The 18,749-nt window shown below is 41.5% G+C and carries 14 protein-coding genes and 1 pseudogene; 6 read left to right on the top strand and 9 right to left on the bottom strand.

Annotated elements, in window-relative coordinates:
- The 6 genes and pseudogenes from PG901_RS07190 to PG901_RS07215 form a co-directional block, all read right to left on the bottom strand.
- Positions 1-702: pseudogene (locus PG901_RS07190) on the bottom strand (hypothetical protein); the annotation flags it as partial.
- Positions 703-1,492: 790 nt separating this feature from the next.
- The gene (locus PG901_RS07195; RefSeq protein ID WP_271134035.1) at positions 1,493-3,667 is read right to left on the bottom strand and encodes a transferrin-binding protein-like solute binding protein; all 2,175 of its coding nucleotides are present in this window, start codon (positions 3,665-3,667) and stop codon (positions 1,493-1,495) included.
- Between the two features lie 289 nt (positions 3,668-3,956).
- Positions 3,957-5,309 (bottom strand): OmpP1/FadL family transporter, encoded by a 1,353-nt coding sequence (locus PG901_RS07200; protein ID WP_271134055.1) that lies wholly within the window; start codon positions 5,307-5,309, stop codon positions 3,957-3,959.
- 481 nt (positions 5,310-5,790) lie between these two features.
- Entirely contained in the window at positions 5,791-7,293 is a 1,503-nt protein-coding gene (locus PG901_RS07205; RefSeq protein WP_271134036.1) for an OmpP1/FadL family transporter, read from the bottom strand.
- Between the two features lie 397 nt (positions 7,294-7,690).
- Positions 7,691-9,070, bottom strand: a complete 1,380-nt coding sequence (locus PG901_RS07210) for an outer membrane protein transport protein (RefSeq protein WP_271134037.1) — start codon at positions 9,068-9,070, stop codon at positions 7,691-7,693.
- Between the two features lie 232 nt (positions 9,071-9,302).
- Positions 9,303-9,614 (bottom strand): SlyX family protein, encoded by a 312-nt coding sequence (locus tag PG901_RS07215; RefSeq protein ID WP_271134038.1) that lies wholly within the window; start codon positions 9,612-9,614, stop codon positions 9,303-9,305.
- A 159-nt stretch (positions 9,615-9,773) separates the two neighbouring features.
- Between PG901_RS07215 and PG901_RS07220 the strand changes: the two genes are divergently transcribed.
- From PG901_RS07220 to PG901_RS07245, 6 genes are all read left to right on the top strand, one after another.
- On the top strand, positions 9,774-11,723 hold the full coding sequence (locus PG901_RS07220) for an ATP-binding cassette domain-containing protein (RefSeq protein WP_201564747.1): 1,950 nt from the start codon (positions 9,774-9,776) through the stop codon (positions 11,721-11,723).
- 549 nt (positions 11,724-12,272) lie between these two features.
- Positions 12,273-12,857 carry a ubiquinol-cytochrome c reductase iron-sulfur subunit gene (petA, locus tag PG901_RS07225; RefSeq protein WP_201564749.1) on the top strand — a complete coding sequence of 195 codons (585 nt, stop codon included), beginning with the start codon at positions 12,273-12,275 and terminating at the stop codon, positions 12,855-12,857.
- 22 nt (positions 12,858-12,879) lie between these two features.
- Positions 12,880-14,085 carry a cytochrome b gene (locus PG901_RS07230; protein WP_201564808.1) on the top strand — a complete coding sequence of 402 codons (1,206 nt, stop codon included), beginning with the start codon at positions 12,880-12,882 and terminating at the stop codon, positions 14,083-14,085.
- Complete coding sequence (locus PG901_RS07235) at positions 14,085-14,798, top strand: cytochrome c1 (protein WP_201625718.1); 714 nt, start codon at positions 14,085-14,087, stop codon at positions 14,796-14,798. Before PG901_RS07230 ends, PG901_RS07235 begins: the two co-directional genes overlap by 1 nt.
- 196 nt (positions 14,799-14,994) lie before the next feature.
- A complete protein-coding gene (locus PG901_RS07240; protein ID WP_201564753.1) occupies positions 14,995-15,609 on the top strand; it encodes a glutathione S-transferase N-terminal domain-containing protein in 615 nt (204 codons plus the stop codon).
- A gap of 128 nt (positions 15,610-15,737) precedes the next feature.
- Positions 15,738-16,181 carry a ClpXP protease specificity-enhancing factor gene (locus tag PG901_RS07245; RefSeq protein ID WP_271134039.1) on the top strand — a complete coding sequence of 148 codons (444 nt, stop codon included), beginning with the start codon at positions 15,738-15,740 and terminating at the stop codon, positions 16,179-16,181.
- A 149-nt stretch (positions 16,182-16,330) separates the two neighbouring features.
- Here the strand turns inward: PG901_RS07245 and dcd are convergent, their stop codons facing one another.
- The 3 genes from dcd to PG901_RS07260 all read right to left on the bottom strand — a co-directional run bounded on the left by dcd (position 16,331) and on the right by PG901_RS07260 (position 18,674).
- On the bottom strand, positions 16,331-16,906 hold the full coding sequence (dcd, locus tag PG901_RS07250; protein WP_149489812.1) for a dCTP deaminase: 576 nt from the start codon (positions 16,904-16,906) through the stop codon (positions 16,331-16,333).
- Between the two features lie 188 nt (positions 16,907-17,094).
- Positions 17,095-18,225 carry a DUF2804 domain-containing protein gene (locus tag PG901_RS07255; protein WP_271134040.1) on the bottom strand — a complete coding sequence of 377 codons (1,131 nt, stop codon included), beginning with the start codon at positions 18,223-18,225 and terminating at the stop codon, positions 17,095-17,097.
- A 23-nt stretch (positions 18,226-18,248) separates the two neighbouring features.
- A complete protein-coding gene (locus PG901_RS07260) occupies positions 18,249-18,674 on the bottom strand; it encodes a hypothetical protein (protein ID WP_271134041.1) in 426 nt (141 codons plus the stop codon).
- Between the last annotated feature and the right edge of the window lie 75 nt (positions 18,675-18,749).

Here is an 18,749-nt window from a genome sequence, read left to right on the forward strand (position 1 = left end):
AGCTTGTTCTGCTTTTACTTTAGCATCTTTAGCAGCATTTTCTGCTGCTTGCGCCAGCTCCTTGGCTTCTTCTGCTGCCTTCTTAGCCGCTATTTCTGCTTTAAGTGACTCTTCAATTTCCTTAGCTTTGACCTCTGCTACCGTAGCACGAAGATCTGCAGCTTTTGCTTTTTCTTCAGCGTCTTTAACTTTTGCTACTGCTTCACTAGCTATCTTTTTGGCTACATCCACTTCTTCTTTAGATGCTTTTGCAGCGGCTTCAATTTTTGCTACTGCTTCGACTCTTGCAGCTTCTGCTGCTGCTTTTGCCTGTACTGCTTCTGCTCTTGCTGCATCAATTGCTGTCTTCGATGCTTCTGCTGCTTTTTCTGATTCCTCTCCAAACTTCAATTCTGCTGCTTTAAGCGCTTCTTCTGCTGCCTTGGTTTTGGCTTCTGCTACTTTAAGCGCTTCTTCTGCTACTTTGGTTTTAGCCTCAGCTGCTTTAATAGCTTTTTCAGCCTCAGTTATATTACCAGCTCCACCTCCCGTATCAGTACCTGGCAACACAGGTGTTGGTTTCGGAGTGATAGGATCATCTCCGCCACTAGTCACACATGACGCTAGAATAATAGCACTTAAGAGAACCACACTGGCTTTGAGTGGTGTATTTAGTTTTTTTGCTGCTGTTACAGCTGAGATTGAATGACAGTTAGGCGACATTCGTCTTCCTCCATGAAGAGTTTATGATATTCCGTTACTTCGAATAAAATACAACTTTAATCCAGTTGCATGCATACATAAACAAATCCACTACAGAAAGTCAATTAATATTAATGAAATAATGTTCACTGTAATATTTAGTTACCAATTAATCCTTATAAGCGAATACAATAAGCTATATAGAGAAAATATGTATCAATATACGCACAAAAGAATATAGGACACTCTTATACTTTCATAGTCATCCAAATTAAAATAATTACGATAATCAATGATGCATTTCCATGTATTGCGTCATTTTTTAGAAAAAGTAAGATAATCATCATTTTTTTAGAGTAAATTGAGTATTTCCTATGTTTTATAAGAATAGTTAGACTAATATAAGAAAAATAATGAAGCATTAGTAATTATATAAGTCCTTTATCAATACAATATTAGAAATATTAATTAGGAAGTTTTGAAATAATAAAAAATCCTCCTCATATTAATTTATATACCTTGATACATATAGAGATGTTATTGAGATTAAAGACAGGGATTGAGTCAAATAACAATTTGAGAATTAATTATAAAAATCGAACTATGTTCAATAAATTCTCATATTAAATAGCAGTCTTAAACTATATTGATACAAAATATACCAATTTTTGTTTTGTATTTTTATTACTTCTACTTACTAGTTAATCTTTCCATCATGCTTTATACAGATTTCGTGAATACAAGAATCTAGAAAACAAAAAAAAGCGCCCTAAGGCGCTTTTTTATATCTAAGTTTTTATGTTTAATTTATTTATTGCTTTTCAGCACCAAAGGTTCCTTGGAAAGTCGTGCCTTCACCTGGTTGAGCACCCTTGCCGCCTTGAGCTAACGCTTCTTGGTAAACGCCGCCTAAGAATTTAGCATCTTCACCATAGAAACCACCTGCGGCATCGATACCATCCTTGTTACCGGCGAAAGTATTTCCTGTAATATTAGCATTGATATTAATTTGGTTGCCAGTAGGCATATATTTATAATCGCCATCTGCAAACTTCAATGTACCTTCAAGCTTATTATTGACAAAATCAACATCGAACTTCGAAGTACCATCAACTACCGGACCACCGCGAGCGCCTTCTTTTAGATGCAGGTTATCCATATAGGTAGCAACACCAGCATAGACTACCATACCATCATTGATGTCGTTATCAATATTGTACTGTGCCAAGTCTTTCATGTACTGCATATCTTCAAGGTTTGTACCATTGCCTTGTACGTAGACAGTGGATACACGCGCCAAGTCTGTTGTAGCTAACTTTGGATCTCCATATACATGTCCAATTTGCATCTGCGTTTTCATTTGTGTATCAAAGTTCTTATAAACAGATGAATAGTTTAGATCTAATGCTACAGGACCTTGAACTTTTGTGTTTTCAGTATGAAGCTTAAAACCATTACCATACTCTGAATCACTAGTTCCACTTATATTGACAAGAACCTTCTGTTTTACAGAGTCAGGCTTGGTCATGTCAGCACGGGCAAAGAATTTATCGTAACCAGTAAAGTTATCTCCTAATTGATTGTCTACAGGAACCTTAGATCCATCTACAGTCACAGTCTCTGTAAAGTCAGATTTGTCATTACGTATCTCTGCATAACCAATCGCATCTTCCGTAAGAGTTAAGAACTTTTTACTACTTAGCGTATTACTCTGGAAACCAGTAAGTTCAGTATCTACTTTAGCATCGGGATTAACTGGCGGCGTCGGCGTTGGCGTTGGCGTTGGCGTTGGCGTTGGCGTTGGCGTTGGCGTCGGTGTCGGCGTCGGCGTTGGCGTTGGCGTTGGCGTTGGCGTTGGCGTCGGTGTCGGCGTCGGTGTCGGTGTCGGTGTCGGTGTCGGCGTCGGTGTCGGCGTTGGCGTTGGCGTTGGCGTTGGCGTTGGCGTCGGCGTTGGCGTTACAGCTGCGTTTTTCTCAGCTCCAAAGGTACCTTGCGAACCATTACCTTCATAAATACCACCGATATAATTGGCGTCCTTACCGTAGAAGGCACCATTAGTATTATACTCACCCTTTTTACCTGTGAATTCGTTGCCATTGATATCAGCACCTAGTGCAATATCGCCGGCTTTAGTAAAGCTTAGCTTACCATCGACTTTTTTCGCAACGAAATCAGCTGTAAATTCTGAGCTACCATACTCAATGGCATTCCCTGAACCTACTTTACGATTGGTGGCATCGCCAGTATATTCAAACTTACCTTCACCCGGTAGAGTTGCTGTTTTATTACCAATGACTAATACGCCGTCCACTGGGATTTGATTTCCTAATGCATTCACCTCACCATCAACATGGGCGATACGGAGTGCACCATCAGTACCGAAATCTTTATAGGTTGAGGTATAAGTTAGGTCGTCTTCACCCAGCACATTGCCTTTGCCTTGATGAGATTTAAACCCACTTCCGGTGTCAACATCATTGTCACCAGATAAGGCAACTGCTACTGGTTTTTGAACAATTCCTGTCAAAGCTTCATCAGCGCGGGCATCGGCATCGGATACACTACGAATATCAAAAATACGTGTGGTTACTTCTTTTACCCCTGCAATCGCTCCTGTATTCACAGAAAGATGCTGTGCACCTGATAATTTAGTTTCTGCTGCAGAGCTATAATCCGCAGGTGTTGGTGTTGGTGTTGGTGTTGGTGTTGGTGTTGGTGTTGGTGTTGGTGTTGGTGTTGGTGTCGGTGTCGGTGTTGGAGTTGGTGTTGGTGTTGGTGTCGGTGTCGGTGTCGGTGTTGGAGTTGGTGTCGGTGTTGGAGTCGGCGTTATTGTTTCAAATACATCGCCAAGATTATAAGAAGGCTCATCAGTCGTATTACAGGCGGCGAGGATCATTGATGTTAAGAGTACTACACTGGCTTTTAGCGGGGTTTTGAATTTTTTAGCTGTCGATACAGCCGTGATTGAATGACGGTTAGGTGACATTCTTCTTCCTCCATGGATGATTAATTGATATTCCTTTATCTACTACTTGTACTACTAGTGTTTAGATAAGAGCTATAGATAACCAAATTTAGTTTACAAAGTCAATTCATAACAGCTGACTGCTGTTGATAAAAAATGACGCAAACGTTCATTTGTGAGAGGTTAAACATTTATATGAGTATTAACTCAGTACTCAATAAGATAGATAATAGTCATTAGTGAAGCTTATCTAACTCACTAGATAAGCTTTTTAAGAACTTTATTCAAAATAATACTATCAAATGCAATTTTACTGACTTTGGTAAGAGATTTTTACGCCCGCAATATAACCATCATTGTCTTCAGCCTTACTGACGATACTACCATTAGGTAACTGTCCAGTAGCATCCCCAAACTTAAGATACTTGCCGCCGACAGATACTGCCCATTCTGGTGTGACATTGTATTTAATGCCACCACCAATACTATAAAAACCTTCAATGGTACCAAGTGAACTCACAGGGTCTCCAGCACCAGAATCATAGCCGAGAACAACTGAACCAGCCAATTTTTCATTAAATCGCTTAGCTAAACCAACATCGACCTTCCACTGATCTTTTTCGTAGGATAATAATGGTAAACCTTCTGGTACAGCTGCCTTTGAGAATACATTATATAAAGGCGGAACAATCGAAAAATCACTCCAAGGTACCCAGCGAACATCCAGCGTTCCTAATAGTTGATATTTCTCACTCAAACCTGTCTGTATATTTAAGTTTACTGATTCAGGTGTGGTAACTGTCGCCTCAGTTGTCGCATTGGCTTGGATATCATATCCAGCACTTCCTGGAATCTGAGAAAGAACAAGGCCTTTATATTCACTATCTAAAAGCGGAACTCTCTCAGCGATATCTGTTTTATGTTCAATTTCAGAACGATAAGTTAAAGCAGCATTAAGCGCTATTTCAGGTTTGCTATAAGCAAGACCTGCAACCCAGCCGTAATCAGTATCCGCATTAACGTTAGCATCATAGCCTGTTAACGGACCATAGGCTTTACCTCGCAAATGTACGTCCGCTTTTGCTTTTTGCATTACTGGGCCACCAAATACTTGGAAACCATTAGACTTGTAACCAACCAAACCGGTCCAAGTCTCAGTATGAACACTAACATTGGTATTTTTATTATAATCAGGGTCTGTTATTGCAGAGTTTATTTTTTCGTTTTCAGCACCTATTCCATTGAATTTAGGTGTGATAAGCGTTTCTTCACCTACTTTTGATACGAAATTACTATCACCTTTATATTCTACCTCTGCCCCGAATGGCTCATCATAAAAGACACCAATACTTATATTGTCATTGACGTCCGTTTTGACACCATAACGCATAAAGCTATAGGTATCATCAGTAGCATTACCGGTACTCTTACCTTTAACATATTCAGCTTCAGTATTTGTTATACCAAATTTATTGCCCGCATTGTCATGAGCAGATACCTTGGTATCGATATAAGCAAAATCAACTTCTGCATAGGTTCCGGGATTAAAAAAGCCTTTGATATCTTGACCAGAACGATCAAGACCAGCAGCTTGCGTCAATGATGCAGCCGATAAAGCAAAAAGAGCGAGAGTAAGTTTAGAGATAGGGAATTTTTGAGACACTTGATATCCTCCATGAATATAATAACTGGCAAATAGCTTGGTTATGATATGTCTTATATCAGTAACTTCAGCTGATGCTGTGCAATCCTTTGCCAAACGACTTTGAACTAAATCTTTAGAAGTAAGAATCGATGACTCGATCTTCACATTTCCTAAACATCAGACATTACAGCTATGTAAGATAACGTAACCGATTTAAGTATCATAATTAAAGTTGAGTCTTATAGCAACTCCCTTTTTGAACTTTAAAGAAATAGGCTAAAGCCGATAGAGTTTATACTAAAAAACAAATATAGATTGGTACGACTCAAACCTATGATATCAGTACATCTTAATCAGAAAATTATGTATTAGACATATTAGTCAGAGGAATTTTTTATATTAATTTCTAAATATATAAGTATAAAAAAAGCAAAGCAGCCTATATGGCTGCTTTGCTTTTACGAACATTAATCCTATCAATTATTGATAGAGAGTATAGTTACTTACCTTGATAAGACAATTTTACACCAACGATATATCCATCATTGTCTTGGAAATCTCCGACAATTTGCTGCGTCGGTAATTGACCTTTGGCATCACCAAACCACAAGTATTTACCACCGGCGGATACAGCCCACTCAGGAGTGACGTTATACTTAGCGCCCAAACCAACACTATAGTAGCCATCAATCGGACCTAATGATGTCGTTGGATCGCCTGAACCACTATCCCAACCAACCGTACCGCTTAAAGCGAGCGCAGGTGATAGACGTTTAGCCATGCCAAGCTCTACCTGCCATTGATCATCGCTATAGTCTACTAGAGCTAAACCATCTGGACCGTAACTGCGTTTACTAACTTCATTATATAATGGCGGTACGATAGAAAAATCACCCCAAGGTACCCAGCGTACTTTTGCCGTGGCTAATGTCGTAGGATTAATACCCGTTTGAAAATCAAAGTTTACTGATTTTGGCGTGGTGATTTCCATGTTATTGGTTTGGGTAGCTGCCGCTGGATTACCCGCTAAAAGACCTGCTAATGGATATGTTTCAGTAATATCCATGCTATGGTCAATCTCTGAGCGATAAGTAAGCGCTGCTTTTAAAGCAATCTCAGGTTTACTATATGCTACACCCGCTAGCCAACCATAATCTTGATCAGGACTAATATGGGAAGTATAACCTGTAGCAGGTCCGTACGCACTACCACGTAGTTTTACATCAGCCTGAACGCGCTGAGCAACTGGACCGCCATATATTTGAAAGTTTTTATTTGCACCAAGCTTCATACCCATTATGGCAGTGATATTTTCAGAGCGTACTTCAACGTTAGTGCCTTCAGTATTAGCAAGCTGATTAGCAGCATAATTGTTTAGCCCTTCTAGAGGAGCCAATTGTGCTTCACCAGCTGCAATTTGCGCCTGTCCTGCTACAATCTGTGGACGTAAAACCGCTTCGAGTGCAGGGTTCGCTGCGATGGCAGCTTCAGCTTGTTTAACTCGTTCTCTACCTGCGTCAAGGGTTTGTTGAGCACCTTTAACATATGTGTCTAGGCCTTGGGCAGTCGTAACTCCAGGTAACTTCCCAGTTAATTGTGACGCAATCAGCCCATCAATGGCGGCGGTTGGCGCACCTACAAAGTTATTATCACCACTATAGGCAGCAGCCGCACCAAAAGGCTCATCGTATAAGATACCCACACTAAAGGTATCATTAATATCAGTTTTTACACCATAACGGAAAAAATCATAAGATTCAGCAACTTCACCCGTACTCCTACCTTGGACATAACCGGCATCATCAGTGGCAACACGTTGATTATCATAACCGCTAACATCAGCGTCGATATAGGTATATACAGCTTCGGCATAAGTGCCATCTTGTAAGAATGCAGTGATATCTTGACCTGAGCGATCAAGACCTGCAGCGTTAGTCATACTGGCTACAGAAAGAGTAGCTATCGCTACGGCAAGGGTTTTTAAGTGAAAAGTAGCGCGCATTGTATATCTCCAAACATCCTCGTTGTTTAATCGTTGTAATAATCAACATTTAGCATTGTTACGCAAAATATATGATTATGTAAACGATGTCCTAAAATGAATAGTAATGACTTTCTGACACTAAAACAACAATTAAAACGCTTTATTTCTTGTTAATGACTGAGCGGTACAAAACATTAAATTACTTTAATAAACAATAGTTTACTTAACACACAATCATTAATTCCTAATTAACATTATTGGCGAACTTAAATCGGAAAATATAGGTTTTTATTCTTAAATTAAAAGATATTTATTATTGTATTTCTCTTTATTTTAAACATAAAAAAAACGACCTATTTAAGGTCGTCTTTTTATCTATAAAATATAATTTATATAAATATTAGCAATTTATAGTTTACTTAGCTTGATAAGATAGCTTCATACCAAGAGCAAAACCATCATTGTCTTCAAAGTTACTAACGACATTCTTAGTTGGTATTTGACCTTTAGCATCGCCGAACCATAGATATTTACCACCGGCAGAAACTGCCCAGTTCTCAGTGAAGTTATATTTTGCACCTAGACCCGCGCTGTAATAACCGTCAATAGGACCTAATGAAGTTACTGGATTACCAGCACCACTATCCCAACCAATATTACCAGTCACTGCTAATGCTGGGGTTAGTCGCTTAGCTAAGCCTAATTCTACTAACCATTGATCTTTGTCATAGCTCACTAAAGACAAACCTTCAGGGTACTGCGCTTTACTCACTTCTGTATAAACAGGAGGTACGATTGCAAAGTCACTCCATGGTACCCAGCGTACTTTTGCTGTCGCTAAAGTCGTTGGATTGATACCTGTTTGAAAATCAAAGTTTACAGATTTTGGAGTAGTGATATCTATCTCACCAGCTTTTTCAATGCTGGCTGCAGGATAGCTTTCAAATATTGGTAAAGTATGATCAATTTCTGAGCGATAGGTTAACGCGGCTTGTAAAGCAATTTCAGGTTTACTATAAGACACACCTGCTAGCCAGCCATAATCTTGATCTGAGCTAATATGAGCGGTATAGCCAGTCGCAGCACTATATGCCAGTCCACGTAGTTTTACATCAGCTTGTACTTGTTGAGCAACCGGACCGCCATAAACTTGGAAATTTTTATTTTCGCCAAATTTCATGCCAAGAATTGCAGTGATATTTTCAGTACGCACTTCAACGTTGGTTCCTTCGCCTTTGGTATTAAACTCTGCTTGTGCCGCAGCCACAGCTGGCGCTAATGCTTTGTATTGTGCTTGCTCTGTAGGCGTTAATTCAATTTTATTGTCAATTTTATACTTAATTCCACCTACTGTTTGAGCCGCAGATGCAAAATCCTTAATCTTACCACCTGATACAGCATTAATCGTAGCGTTGCGATCACCTTGAGCAACAAAGTTGTTGTCACCACTATAATCGGCAGCAGCACCAAAAGGCTCATCATATAAAACACCAACGCTAAAGGTATCATTGATATCTGCTTTTACGCCATAACGGAAAAAGTCATACGACTCTGCGATATCATCAATTTTCTTACCTTGCTGATAAGCATTTTTATCTGGGCCAACATAAGCATTATCATGACCACTAACATCAGCGTCTAGATAAGTATAAACGGTTTCGGCATAGGTGCCATCTTGTAAAAATGCCGTGATATCTTGACCTGAACGATCAAGACCTGCTGCACTAGCGATACTAGCTGCAGAAAGAGCAGCCAAAGCTACCGTAAGAGTCTTTAGATTGAAATTTGCGCCCATTGTGTATCTCCAAACATCCACATTGTTTTACCGCTACACCGAACTTTGTTAGGTAGACAGTATCTAAGGTGAAGGATACTAATGTTTTTTTTACATTAAGACAACCTAAAAACACATTATTTCTCTAATATGACCCAATAGTCATCGTACGGTGTATTTATGCAAAAACACACATATACGCTTATCATAAACAGCCCATCAGACGGCTTATCAGTAAGAGGTATTTTTCTACTTAATAGTGTGGCGGTCTATCTGCCACAACATCAAACGGCGCCACACCGCCCTCTCCATCTTGGCTTTCGACTTGTTTATAGATAAACTGCACCTGTCGCTGCAAGGTTTGGATATCTCTGTCTTGACGCGTAATGACTTCATCAAGCCGTTCTACGGTAACCTCAAGATGAGACAGGTTCATCTGTAATTCAATAACCTGTGCTTGTAAATCCGCTTGGGTATCTGACAGCTTAGCTTGACTATTGGAAGGTTTGCTATCTATCGAATTCAGTTCATTCATATTTTTCTCAATACCAGATAATGTATTCATGACCTTTGTCAAATCTCACCCATGACCATTTAAAATAACCGTTATAAAATAGTGCTTATAAATGCATTTATGCATACTACAGTTAGGTGGCAGCATGTTATACTGCTAGCAATTTTGCAACAACCCCTACCTCACTATTATATAAGCTTAAGATATTCTATGGCATTGATACATTTAAAAGATATTCACTTAGCCTTTGGCGTCGCTCCTGTTCTTGACGGCATTGATTTTGCGATTAATGCGGGCGAGCGTGTGTGTTTAATTGGCCGCAATGGCGAAGGTAAGTCCACCTTATTTAAACTGATTAACGGCTCATTGCAGCCTGACAGCGGTGAGATTATCACCAATAGCAGCATGCGTGTTGCGATGCTAGAGCAAGACGTCCCTGAAACCAGCGGTCGTATCCTGGACATCGTGATGGGCGGTAGCCGCCGTACCGCTGATTTGCTCATTAACTATAATAAGCAAGTCGATATGTGTGCCAACGGCGATATGGACGCTTGCGAGCATATGGCAACACTGCAGCATGATATCGATGCGGTACATGGCTGGGATTTAGAGCGTGATGCAACCCGTCTGATTACGACCATGGGACTCGATCCTGAAGATGATTTGTCTTCACTCTCTGGTGGTCGTAAACGCCGCGTACTACTTGCACGTGCGCTGGTTACTAAGCCTGACGTACTATTACTCGATGAGCCAACCAACCATTTAGACGTTGAAAGTATCGAATGGTTAGAGCGCTTCTTATTAGATTGGCAAGGTTTGACTTTATTGTTTGTGACTCACGATAGAGCATTTGTGAATAAGCTTGCTACGCGTATCGTTGAGCTTGATCGTGGTCAATTAACGAGCTATGACGTCACCCAAGGCGCAAAAGGTTATGCCCGTTATCAAGAATTAAAAGAGCAGCAGCTACTTGCTGAAGAAAAAAATAATGCTAACTTTGATAAGAAACTGGCACAAGAAGAAGTTTGGATTCGCCAAGGTATCAAAGCGCGTCGTACCCGTAACGAAGGTCGCGTCCGTGAGCTAAAAGCCTTGCGCGAAGAGCGTAGTGGTCGCCGCGAGCAAGTCGGTAACGTCAATATCACCATGGGTGAAGGCGAGAAAAGCGGCAAGCTGGTCTGTAAAGTTAAAAACTTGCATCTGGAATATGATGGCAACGTCTTGGTCGATAACTTTAGCACCATGATTATGCGCGGCGATAAAATTGGTATCGTTGGTCCCAACGGCGCTGGTAAAACCACGCTCATTAAAGCCCTACTCGATATGTCTGACGATGAAGTGACCAAAACAGGTACAGTTGAGCTTGGCACTAATCTGAAAATTGCCTTTTTTGATCAGCTGCGTGATCAGCTAGATTTAGAAGCCAGTGTGGCGCAAAACGTCTCGGAAGGTTCAGACTTCGTCGAAGTTGGCGGGCGCAAGACGCATATCATGAGCTATCTACAAGACTTCTTATTTGCCCCAGAACGTGCACGTACGCCAGTCAAAGCCCTATCAGGTGGTGAACGTAACCGTGTATTACTTGCCAAGCAGCTATTAAAGCCTGCTAACATTCTGGTACTCGATGAGCCAACCAACGATTTGGATATGGCAACCTTAGAGCTATTAGAAGAGTCTGTTAGTAGCTTTAACGGTACTATCCTGCTAATTAGCCATGACCGCTCATTTATGGACAACGTCGTCACTTCTACTTGGGTGTTTGATACTGATGAAGACGGCAAAGGGGTGGTCAAAGAGTATGTCGGCGGTTATCAAGAATATTTGGTACAAAAAAACCGTGAAGAAGCAGCAAAGGCTAAGAATGCTAAATCGTCTAACGATAATGCCGCCAATAGCAAATCTAGCAATAAAGCTGCGGTAGCCGCAAAGCCTAATACAGCGGCTAAAAAGCTCAACTATAACGAGCAGCGTGAACTTGATAATTTACCGAAAGAAATCGCCGCGCTTGAAGCTGAGCAAACTCAGCTAGAAGAAAAGCTGGCTGACGGGTCATGGTTTACCAAAGATATTGAAGCCGCGACTGCCGCCAGTGAGCGTTTATTGGTCATTGAAGATGAGATGATGACTAAGCTTGAGCGCTGGCATACCCTTGAGAGCTAGTATTTATAGTTAGTATAAAAAATAAAGTACTACAAGCTTAATCTGAATCATGGCGCCCTTACCTTTAATGGTTATGCCTTTAATAGCTATCTTATTAATAGATATCTTATTTAAAATGCACTATTAAAGGTAGGGCGATTTATAAGTATTTCATTTTAGTAAGTAGAAATAAATAGCCAACGGCTACTTACACAGTAGTGATGTGCTGAAAGTTAGTGAACATTGTCTGAATTTCAAGTATCATTCGCTATTGCTGAATATCCTTATTAATTATAAGGTCATTATTCCTATAAGCCTTGTTGCATACAGGCATCTGTTAAACATTGATAAGTAAGGTCTTTTAGACCCATTATCTGGTTTAACGTTGTAGCGTGCCCTATCAAGGTTGCTTTATTTTTAACACAATAATTTATTTTATGACCGAAATAGCTTAGAATAGCAACAATTAGCAAAATTAGGCACAGCTAACGTGGCTTGATAATTGTAATTTTTCTAAGCCACAAACCCAGTGTGGGATAATCCCATTTCATTCACCTGGAGGAAGTTTTAATGAGCCATGCCGAAGGCGTTAACGTACAACGTCGTAGAGTTCTTATTGCCTCGACTGCCGTAATTGGTGCAGCTGGGGTAGCTGCTGTGGCAACACCTTTTGTCCGCTCTTGGACCCCAAGCGCTAAAGCTGAGGCTGCTGGTGCGGCAGTGACCCAAGATATTGGTTCTATCGAAGCAGGACAGATGATTGTCGTCAAATACCGTGGTAAACCTATCTTTGTGGTCAAGCGCACTGAAGAGATGCTGACCACGCTTGAATCAGTAAAGCCACTATTATCTGACCCCGATTCTGATGCATCTTTGCAACCTGAATACTGTAAAAATCCTGAACGCTCTATCTCGCCAGAAGTATTGGTAGTAGAAGGCGTCTGTACGCATTTAGGCTGTGCACCAAACTACCGTCCTGATGTTGGCGCAGCCGATTTAGGTGGTAATGATTGGTACGGTGGATTTTTCTGCCCATGTCATGGCTCTAAATATGATTTAGCGGGTCGTGTTTATAGTGGTGTACCTGCACCGCTTAACTTACCCGTCCCAGAGTACAACGTGGATGGTACCATCTTGACGATTGGGGAGGCTTAATATGAGCATGGGTAAAAAGTTAATGCATTGGGTGGACGCGCGTTTTCCTGCGACTGAAACCTATGAATATCATATGTCAAAGTACTATGCACCAAAGAACTTTAACTTTTGGTATTTCTTTGGCGTGTTATCAATGGTGGTACTGGTCAACCAGTTAGTCACTGGTATTTGGCTGACGATGATGTACAACCCAAGTGCCGAAGGGGCATTTGCCTCTGTTGAATACATCATGCGTGATGTTAAAGGTGGCTGGCTCATCCGTTATATGCACTCGACCGGCGCATCAGCGTTCTTCGTCGTGGTATATTTACATATGTTCCGCGCCTTGCTATACGGTTCATATCAAAAACCACGTGAGCTTATTTGGCTCATCGGTATGGGTATTTACCTAGCATTGATGGCAGAAGGTTTCTTCGGTTACCTACTTCCTTGGGGCAACATGTCATTCTGGGGCGCACAGGTCATCTTAAACCTACCTGCTGCACTGCCTGTGATTGGTGATGGTCTTGCTGAATGGGTACGTGGTGATTATATTATCTCAGGTATCACCCTAAACCGCTTCTTTGCCTTGCATGTGGTTGCGATTCCGCTGGTGCTTGTGGGCTTAGTCTTTATGCATTTAGTGGCTCTGCATCATGTTGGTTCGAACAACCCTGATGGCATCGACATTAAGAAGCTAAAAGATAAGAATGGCGTACCATTAGACGGTATTGAATTCCATCCGTACTACACTGTGCATGATATGGTGGGTATTGTTGTCTTCTTTATCTTGTTCTTTGCAGTGGTGTTCTTCTTCCCAGAAGGCGGCGGTTTCTTCCTTGAGCCACCAAACTTTGAGACAGCGAACTCGCTAAAAACACCTGCGCATATTGCGCCAGTATGGTACTACACACCTTTCTATGCCATCTTACGGGCAGTTCCTGATAAGCTTGGTGGTGTTATTGCGATGGGTGGTGCGATTGCCGTACTGTTCTTAATTCCATGGCTCGATAGATCTCCAGTACGCTCGATACGTTATAAAGGCATCTTATCTAAGATTGCACTTACTATCTTTGCGATTAGCTTTGTCGTACTAGGCTACTTGGGTGCAACACCTGCAACCCCAACGGCGACTATCATGTCACGTATATTCACAGTTCTATATTTCTTGTTCTTCTTATTGATGCCGTTTTACACTGCCATTGAGAAGTGTAAACAGCCACCAGAACGCGTTACCGGAGGTCACTAATGAGCACGCTAATTAAATCCCTAGCTGGTCTAGGCTTAGGCGCGGCATTAACCTTGACTGCTGGTAGCGCACTGGCAGCAGGCGGTGGCTGCGGTACTTTCACCAATGCTGACGGTGTGGTAGAACACCTAGCTTGTAGCACAGCCCCTATTGATTTTACCAATAAAGGCTCGCTACAAAACGGCGCGAAAATATTTATGAACTACTGTGCCGGTTGTCACTCCGCACAGTACGTTCGTCACTCGCGCATTGCTAAAGATTTAGAGATACCACCTGAGCTGGTCGAGAAGTATTTGATGGTCACCACCGATCAAATCGGTGATCATATCAATGCTGAAATTGACCCTGAAGTACAAGCATCATGGTTCGGTGCGGCTCCGCCAGATTTGTCTCTTGAGACACGTCTGCGCGGTGATGACTGGGTATATACGTACCTGTTGTCATTCTATGAAGATCCAAGCCGTCCTTGGGGCGCTAATAACTTAGTGCTTGCAAACGCTGCGATGCCTCACGTCTTGCATAATATGCAAGAAGAGCTGAGTGCCGATGAGTTTGAATCTGAGGTTGGTGACTTGGTTAACTTCATGGCGTGGATGGCTGAGCCTGTTCGTCATGACCGCCAAGTGATTGGTTTCTTTGTGATTTTATTCTTATTGGTATTACTAATTCCAGTTTACTTATTGAACAAAGAGTTCTGGAAAGACGTAAAATAATTTAAGTATTAAATACTAAGACTGCATCATAAAAAAGGCATTACTTCGGTAGTGCCTTTTTTTATTCTTTGACAAACCGTTAAACACTAAAACATTAGCTGATAGCAAGGCTGCCCCCTAATGTTTACGTACGCTACCTTGATAAACAGAGCCACATTGTTTACGATAACAGGCTTTACTAATATATTAGGCTTTCATGATTGATGCGAATGACATTCCAAGTAGTCAGCTGATTTTATACGCTGATGACGGCTACGACAGTCATGTGGTGCGTCTATTACTTGAAGAAAAAAAGCTTGCCTATTATTTATCACGTTTGCACTCTGAGCGTCCTGAAGATTTGACAGAGCTCAACCCCTATCATACTCTGCCTGTCTTGCAGCAGCGGGAAATTGCACTATATGAGATTAACGTCATCTTTGAATATCTTGAAGAGCGCTACCATGCCAATAAGCTATTGCCTGAAACGCCGCAAGAGCGCGCGCAATTCCGCCAATTAGCATGGCGTATTCAACGCGATTGGCTGGTACTCGGTAAACGCCTGTTGATGCATCCAGACAGTTTCAATAAAGCCCAAGCTGCCATGGCCAAAAAACAGCTGAGCGATTCACTCATTACTTTATCACCACTGTTTGCGCATAAGCCTTACTTTATGGCAGATGAATTTGGCTGGTGTGATGTGCTCTTAGCGCCTCTACTATGGCGGTTGGAAGAAATGGGCATTGAGCTACCGCGCGCTATCAGTCGTCCTCTATTTGATTATCAAAAACGGGTTTTTGAGCGTGATAGCTTTCAAAAAAGCGTGCGCTAATTAGACAATAGCAAAATGCTACCTTAAAATAACCAATAATTAAGCATGAACGACTTTTTTATAACGAACACTCTACCGTCAATTCTTTTTTAATTATTATTTCATATCCTCAGTATAGGAAGCCAAAGATGAGCGAAGAAACCACCTCTATTACCCCAACCCGTCCTTATATGGTGCGCGCGATATATCAATGGATAGAAGACAATGCGCTCACGCCGTATCTGATGGTGGACGCCACCGCCGACAATGTACAGATTCCAAGAGAACATGTACAAGATGGGCGTATTGTGCTCAATATCGCCAGTCGTGCGACCGGTAATATGAGTATGGGAAATGACTACATTAACTTTAGTGCGCGCTTTGGTGGGGTATCACAAGAGATTTGGGTGCCGCTGACGGCGGTAATGGGCATCTATGCCAAAGAAAATTCGCAAGGGATGTTTTTTGACCCTAATGAATATGACAATTATGAACCTGAAGAGGACGCTGTTGCGAGTAGCAGCTCTAAAACCAACATTGCAGCGCCTAAGCCCAAACGTGATAATAAAGCCGGTTTAAAAGTTTTAAAATAATTGACCTTAAAAAAATAATCGACTTTGAAATAGCTGAGTTATAAAACAATAAAAAAGCCAGTCATATTAAATATGCTGGCTTTTTTATTGTCAGTCTAAAACACTTAAATTCTTAGCGCTTAAATTCTTAGCGCTTAAATTCTAGACGCCTAAGTTCTAGGTAAAGTCACGCCGCGTTGACCTTGGTATTTACCACCGCGGTCTTTATAACTGGTTTCGCAGACGTCATCAGCATCACTTTGGAAGAACAGCATTTGCGCCACGCCTTCGCCTGCATAAATACGTGCTGGCAAATTGGTGGTATTACTAAATTCTAACGTCACGTGCCCTTCCCACTCAGGCTCAAGCGGCGTCACGTTGACGATGATACCGCAGCGTGCATAGGTTGATTTACCGAGGCAAATGGTCAATACGTCACGTGGAATGCGGAAATATTCCATCGTACGCGCCAATGCAAACGAGTTTGGCGGAATAATACATTCGTCACCAACGATATCGATAAAGCTTTTCTCATCGAAATTTTTAGGGTCAACGACAACCGAATGCACGTTGGTAAAAACTTTAAACTCAGGGGCACAGCGCACATCATAACCATAGCTTGAGGTGCCGTAACTGACCAAACGCTCGCCTGCATCATTAAAGCGTACTTGACCTGGCTCATATGGTTCAATCATGCCATGTTCTTCGGCCATTTTACGGATCCAGCGGTCAGATTTGATAGACATTGTTCTTCCTTAGCAAAAGCAAATATTTAATAGTGGTTATGATACCGTATTTCGATAGCGACGATTATACGGAATTGGCGCCTTAATTTATAGAGCCTCAACGACTTTAAAATAAAGCATGCTATTCAATATCTAATAAATGTCTTACTGATGTCTTGCTGCTGCTACTCAAACCTATGCTCACTACACTACCATTTGGCAAAATGGTCTTCTGCCAAGCCCATTACCTTATCAATTTTAATGACCTCATCTCCTAAGCGAATCTCCCCACTATATAATCCAAGCCATTGCTCAAAGATACTGGCAAGCACACCGAAGTTATCGGTCTTTTTATAGACGGTAATTGGCGTAAAGGTTAAATCAATATCGACATTGCTCCAGCCGAGGTTTTGATGATAAATACGCCACGTATTCTGCGCGGGTGTATCCAAATCTTGACGTATAAACATCACGGGCGGCAGATAAACTATCTGACCATCAAGCCAGCAAGCATTTTCACTGGCGCCCGTTTCATTGACGCCCATTGATAAATTCAAGGTAAAATGACGCCCGTCTGGCAAATAGCTATTAATACAGCTCCAAAACCAATTGGTCTTGTGACGCATATAGCCAAGCGTCCAATCTAGATTGGCGCTAGTGGTATCAGTAAAGTCTATTTGCTTAGCTTTAGCATCGGGAGAATTGAGAGAATCAGGATTATGAGCAGCATCAGCGTTAAATTTTGAATTGTCTTTAATGCGTAAATGCCCAGATACAGCGGTTAATGGTTCTTTTTGGGTAAACGTCCAGCCGCGCCTGCCCGTTGGCGTACAGATAGCAAGTGGCTGTGATTGCCTTGCTAAGGCTGCATGGAGTGCAAGGTTTTGACTGTCTAGCACAACGTTAATCTGCGAAGGCGTAAAATCTAAATTGACGGTTAGTTTGGCATGAGTAAATGCCATTTGACCTTGATAGCAATCACCTGTCAAATGCGTCTGCCGAGTCAAAGGCTGCAAGGCTTCATCAACCTCTAGCTCACCAGTCTCATCATTGTAAAGATAGACAAAGGCACTGGTTGCGAGCTTAATCGTCGCCAGTGCTAGACAGATTCGATACGGCGGCTGAATAATTTGAATAAAGCAGAATTGGTTGGCTTTAAGCGCTTTACGCCAGTTGGGCAGTGCTTTTTGCGAGATAAGATGACTGTGATAGTCCAGATAATTGATGCTCTTAACTTTCGCAAATACGCCAAAGGTAGGTTGACCGTTTTGAATAAGCTGGTCAAGTTCAACTGGTCTAAAGTGATTAGCGATAGGTTGGTTATTATCATTTTGCTTCATTTTTACGGCATCCTAGCCAAAATTCATTGCGAGACTACCTGTCCTTGGTAGCTGACTGCGGTACTTATGATTCTTCTTTTTGCCTGTCCTGATGCTGCCCAAACTGCTTCTCTAATGGCTTTAATCTCTATCGTGGTCAACCCATCTGCTAGCGTTTCGGTTACATTCGCTACTGCAAAGCCATTCAATGCAAATGCATGCTTGGGAAACTTAAGCAATAAATCAGTCATGGCTTGTACTGCTTGCGAAAAATCAGCAATCACCATTCGGCGATTGCTAAAATCCGCATTAACCTGATGGCGTTTACTACTGCCATCTTTATAGTAACAAACGGCAATCAGTTGATTGTTTGAGAGCTCAATCACGTATATCGGTGGGCGGAATAATTTTAATAACTTATACTGTTTGGGAATATTATCTAAATGACGTTGATAAATCGATAAGCTCACGATATTCCCTTTTCTAAAAATTAAAATCATTCAAGTTTTGCATACTTAGGCTATTTTGCTATCAATAAAAGCCAT

The organism is Psychrobacter sp. ANT_H3 (assembly GCF_027919975.1).
GTDB lineage: Bacteria > Pseudomonadota > Gammaproteobacteria > Pseudomonadales > Moraxellaceae > Psychrobacter > Psychrobacter maritimus.

Coding starts and splice junctions, on each gene's coding strand:
- PG901_RS07255 (WP_271134040.1), bottom strand. CDS start 18,225: ATGAAGCAAAATGATAATAACCAACCTATCGCTAATCACTTTAGACCA.
- PG901_RS07220 (WP_201564747.1), top strand. CDS start 9,774: ATGGCATTGATACATTTAAAAGATATTCACTTAGCCTTTGGCGTCGCT.
- PG901_RS07245 (WP_271134039.1), top strand. CDS start 15,738: ATGAGCGAAGAAACCACCTCTATTACCCCAACCCGTCCTTATATGGTG.
- PG901_RS07230 (WP_201564808.1), top strand. CDS start 12,880: ATGCATTGGGTGGACGCGCGTTTTCCTGCGACTGAAACCTATGAATAT.
- PG901_RS07205 (WP_271134036.1), bottom strand. CDS start 7,293: ATGCGCGCTACTTTTCACTTAAAAACCCTTGCCGTAGCGATAGCTACT.
- PG901_RS07215 (WP_271134038.1), bottom strand. CDS start 9,614: ATGAATACATTATCTGGTATTGAGAAAAATATGAATGAACTGAATTCG.
- petA (WP_201564749.1), top strand. CDS start 12,273: ATGAGCCATGCCGAAGGCGTTAACGTACAACGTCGTAGAGTTCTTATT.
- PG901_RS07240 (WP_201564753.1), top strand. CDS start 14,995: ATGATTGATGCGAATGACATTCCAAGTAGTCAGCTGATTTTATACGCT.
- PG901_RS07235 (WP_201625718.1), top strand. CDS start 14,085: ATGAGCACGCTAATTAAATCCCTAGCTGGTCTAGGCTTAGGCGCGGCA.
- PG901_RS07195 (WP_271134035.1), bottom strand. CDS start 3,667: ATGTCACCTAACCGTCATTCAATCACGGCTGTATCGACAGCTAAAAAA.
- dcd (WP_149489812.1), bottom strand. CDS start 16,906: ATGTCTATCAAATCTGACCGCTGGATCCGTAAAATGGCCGAAGAACAT.
- PG901_RS07210 (WP_271134037.1), bottom strand. CDS start 9,070: ATGGGCGCAAATTTCAATCTAAAGACTCTTACGGTAGCTTTGGCTGCT.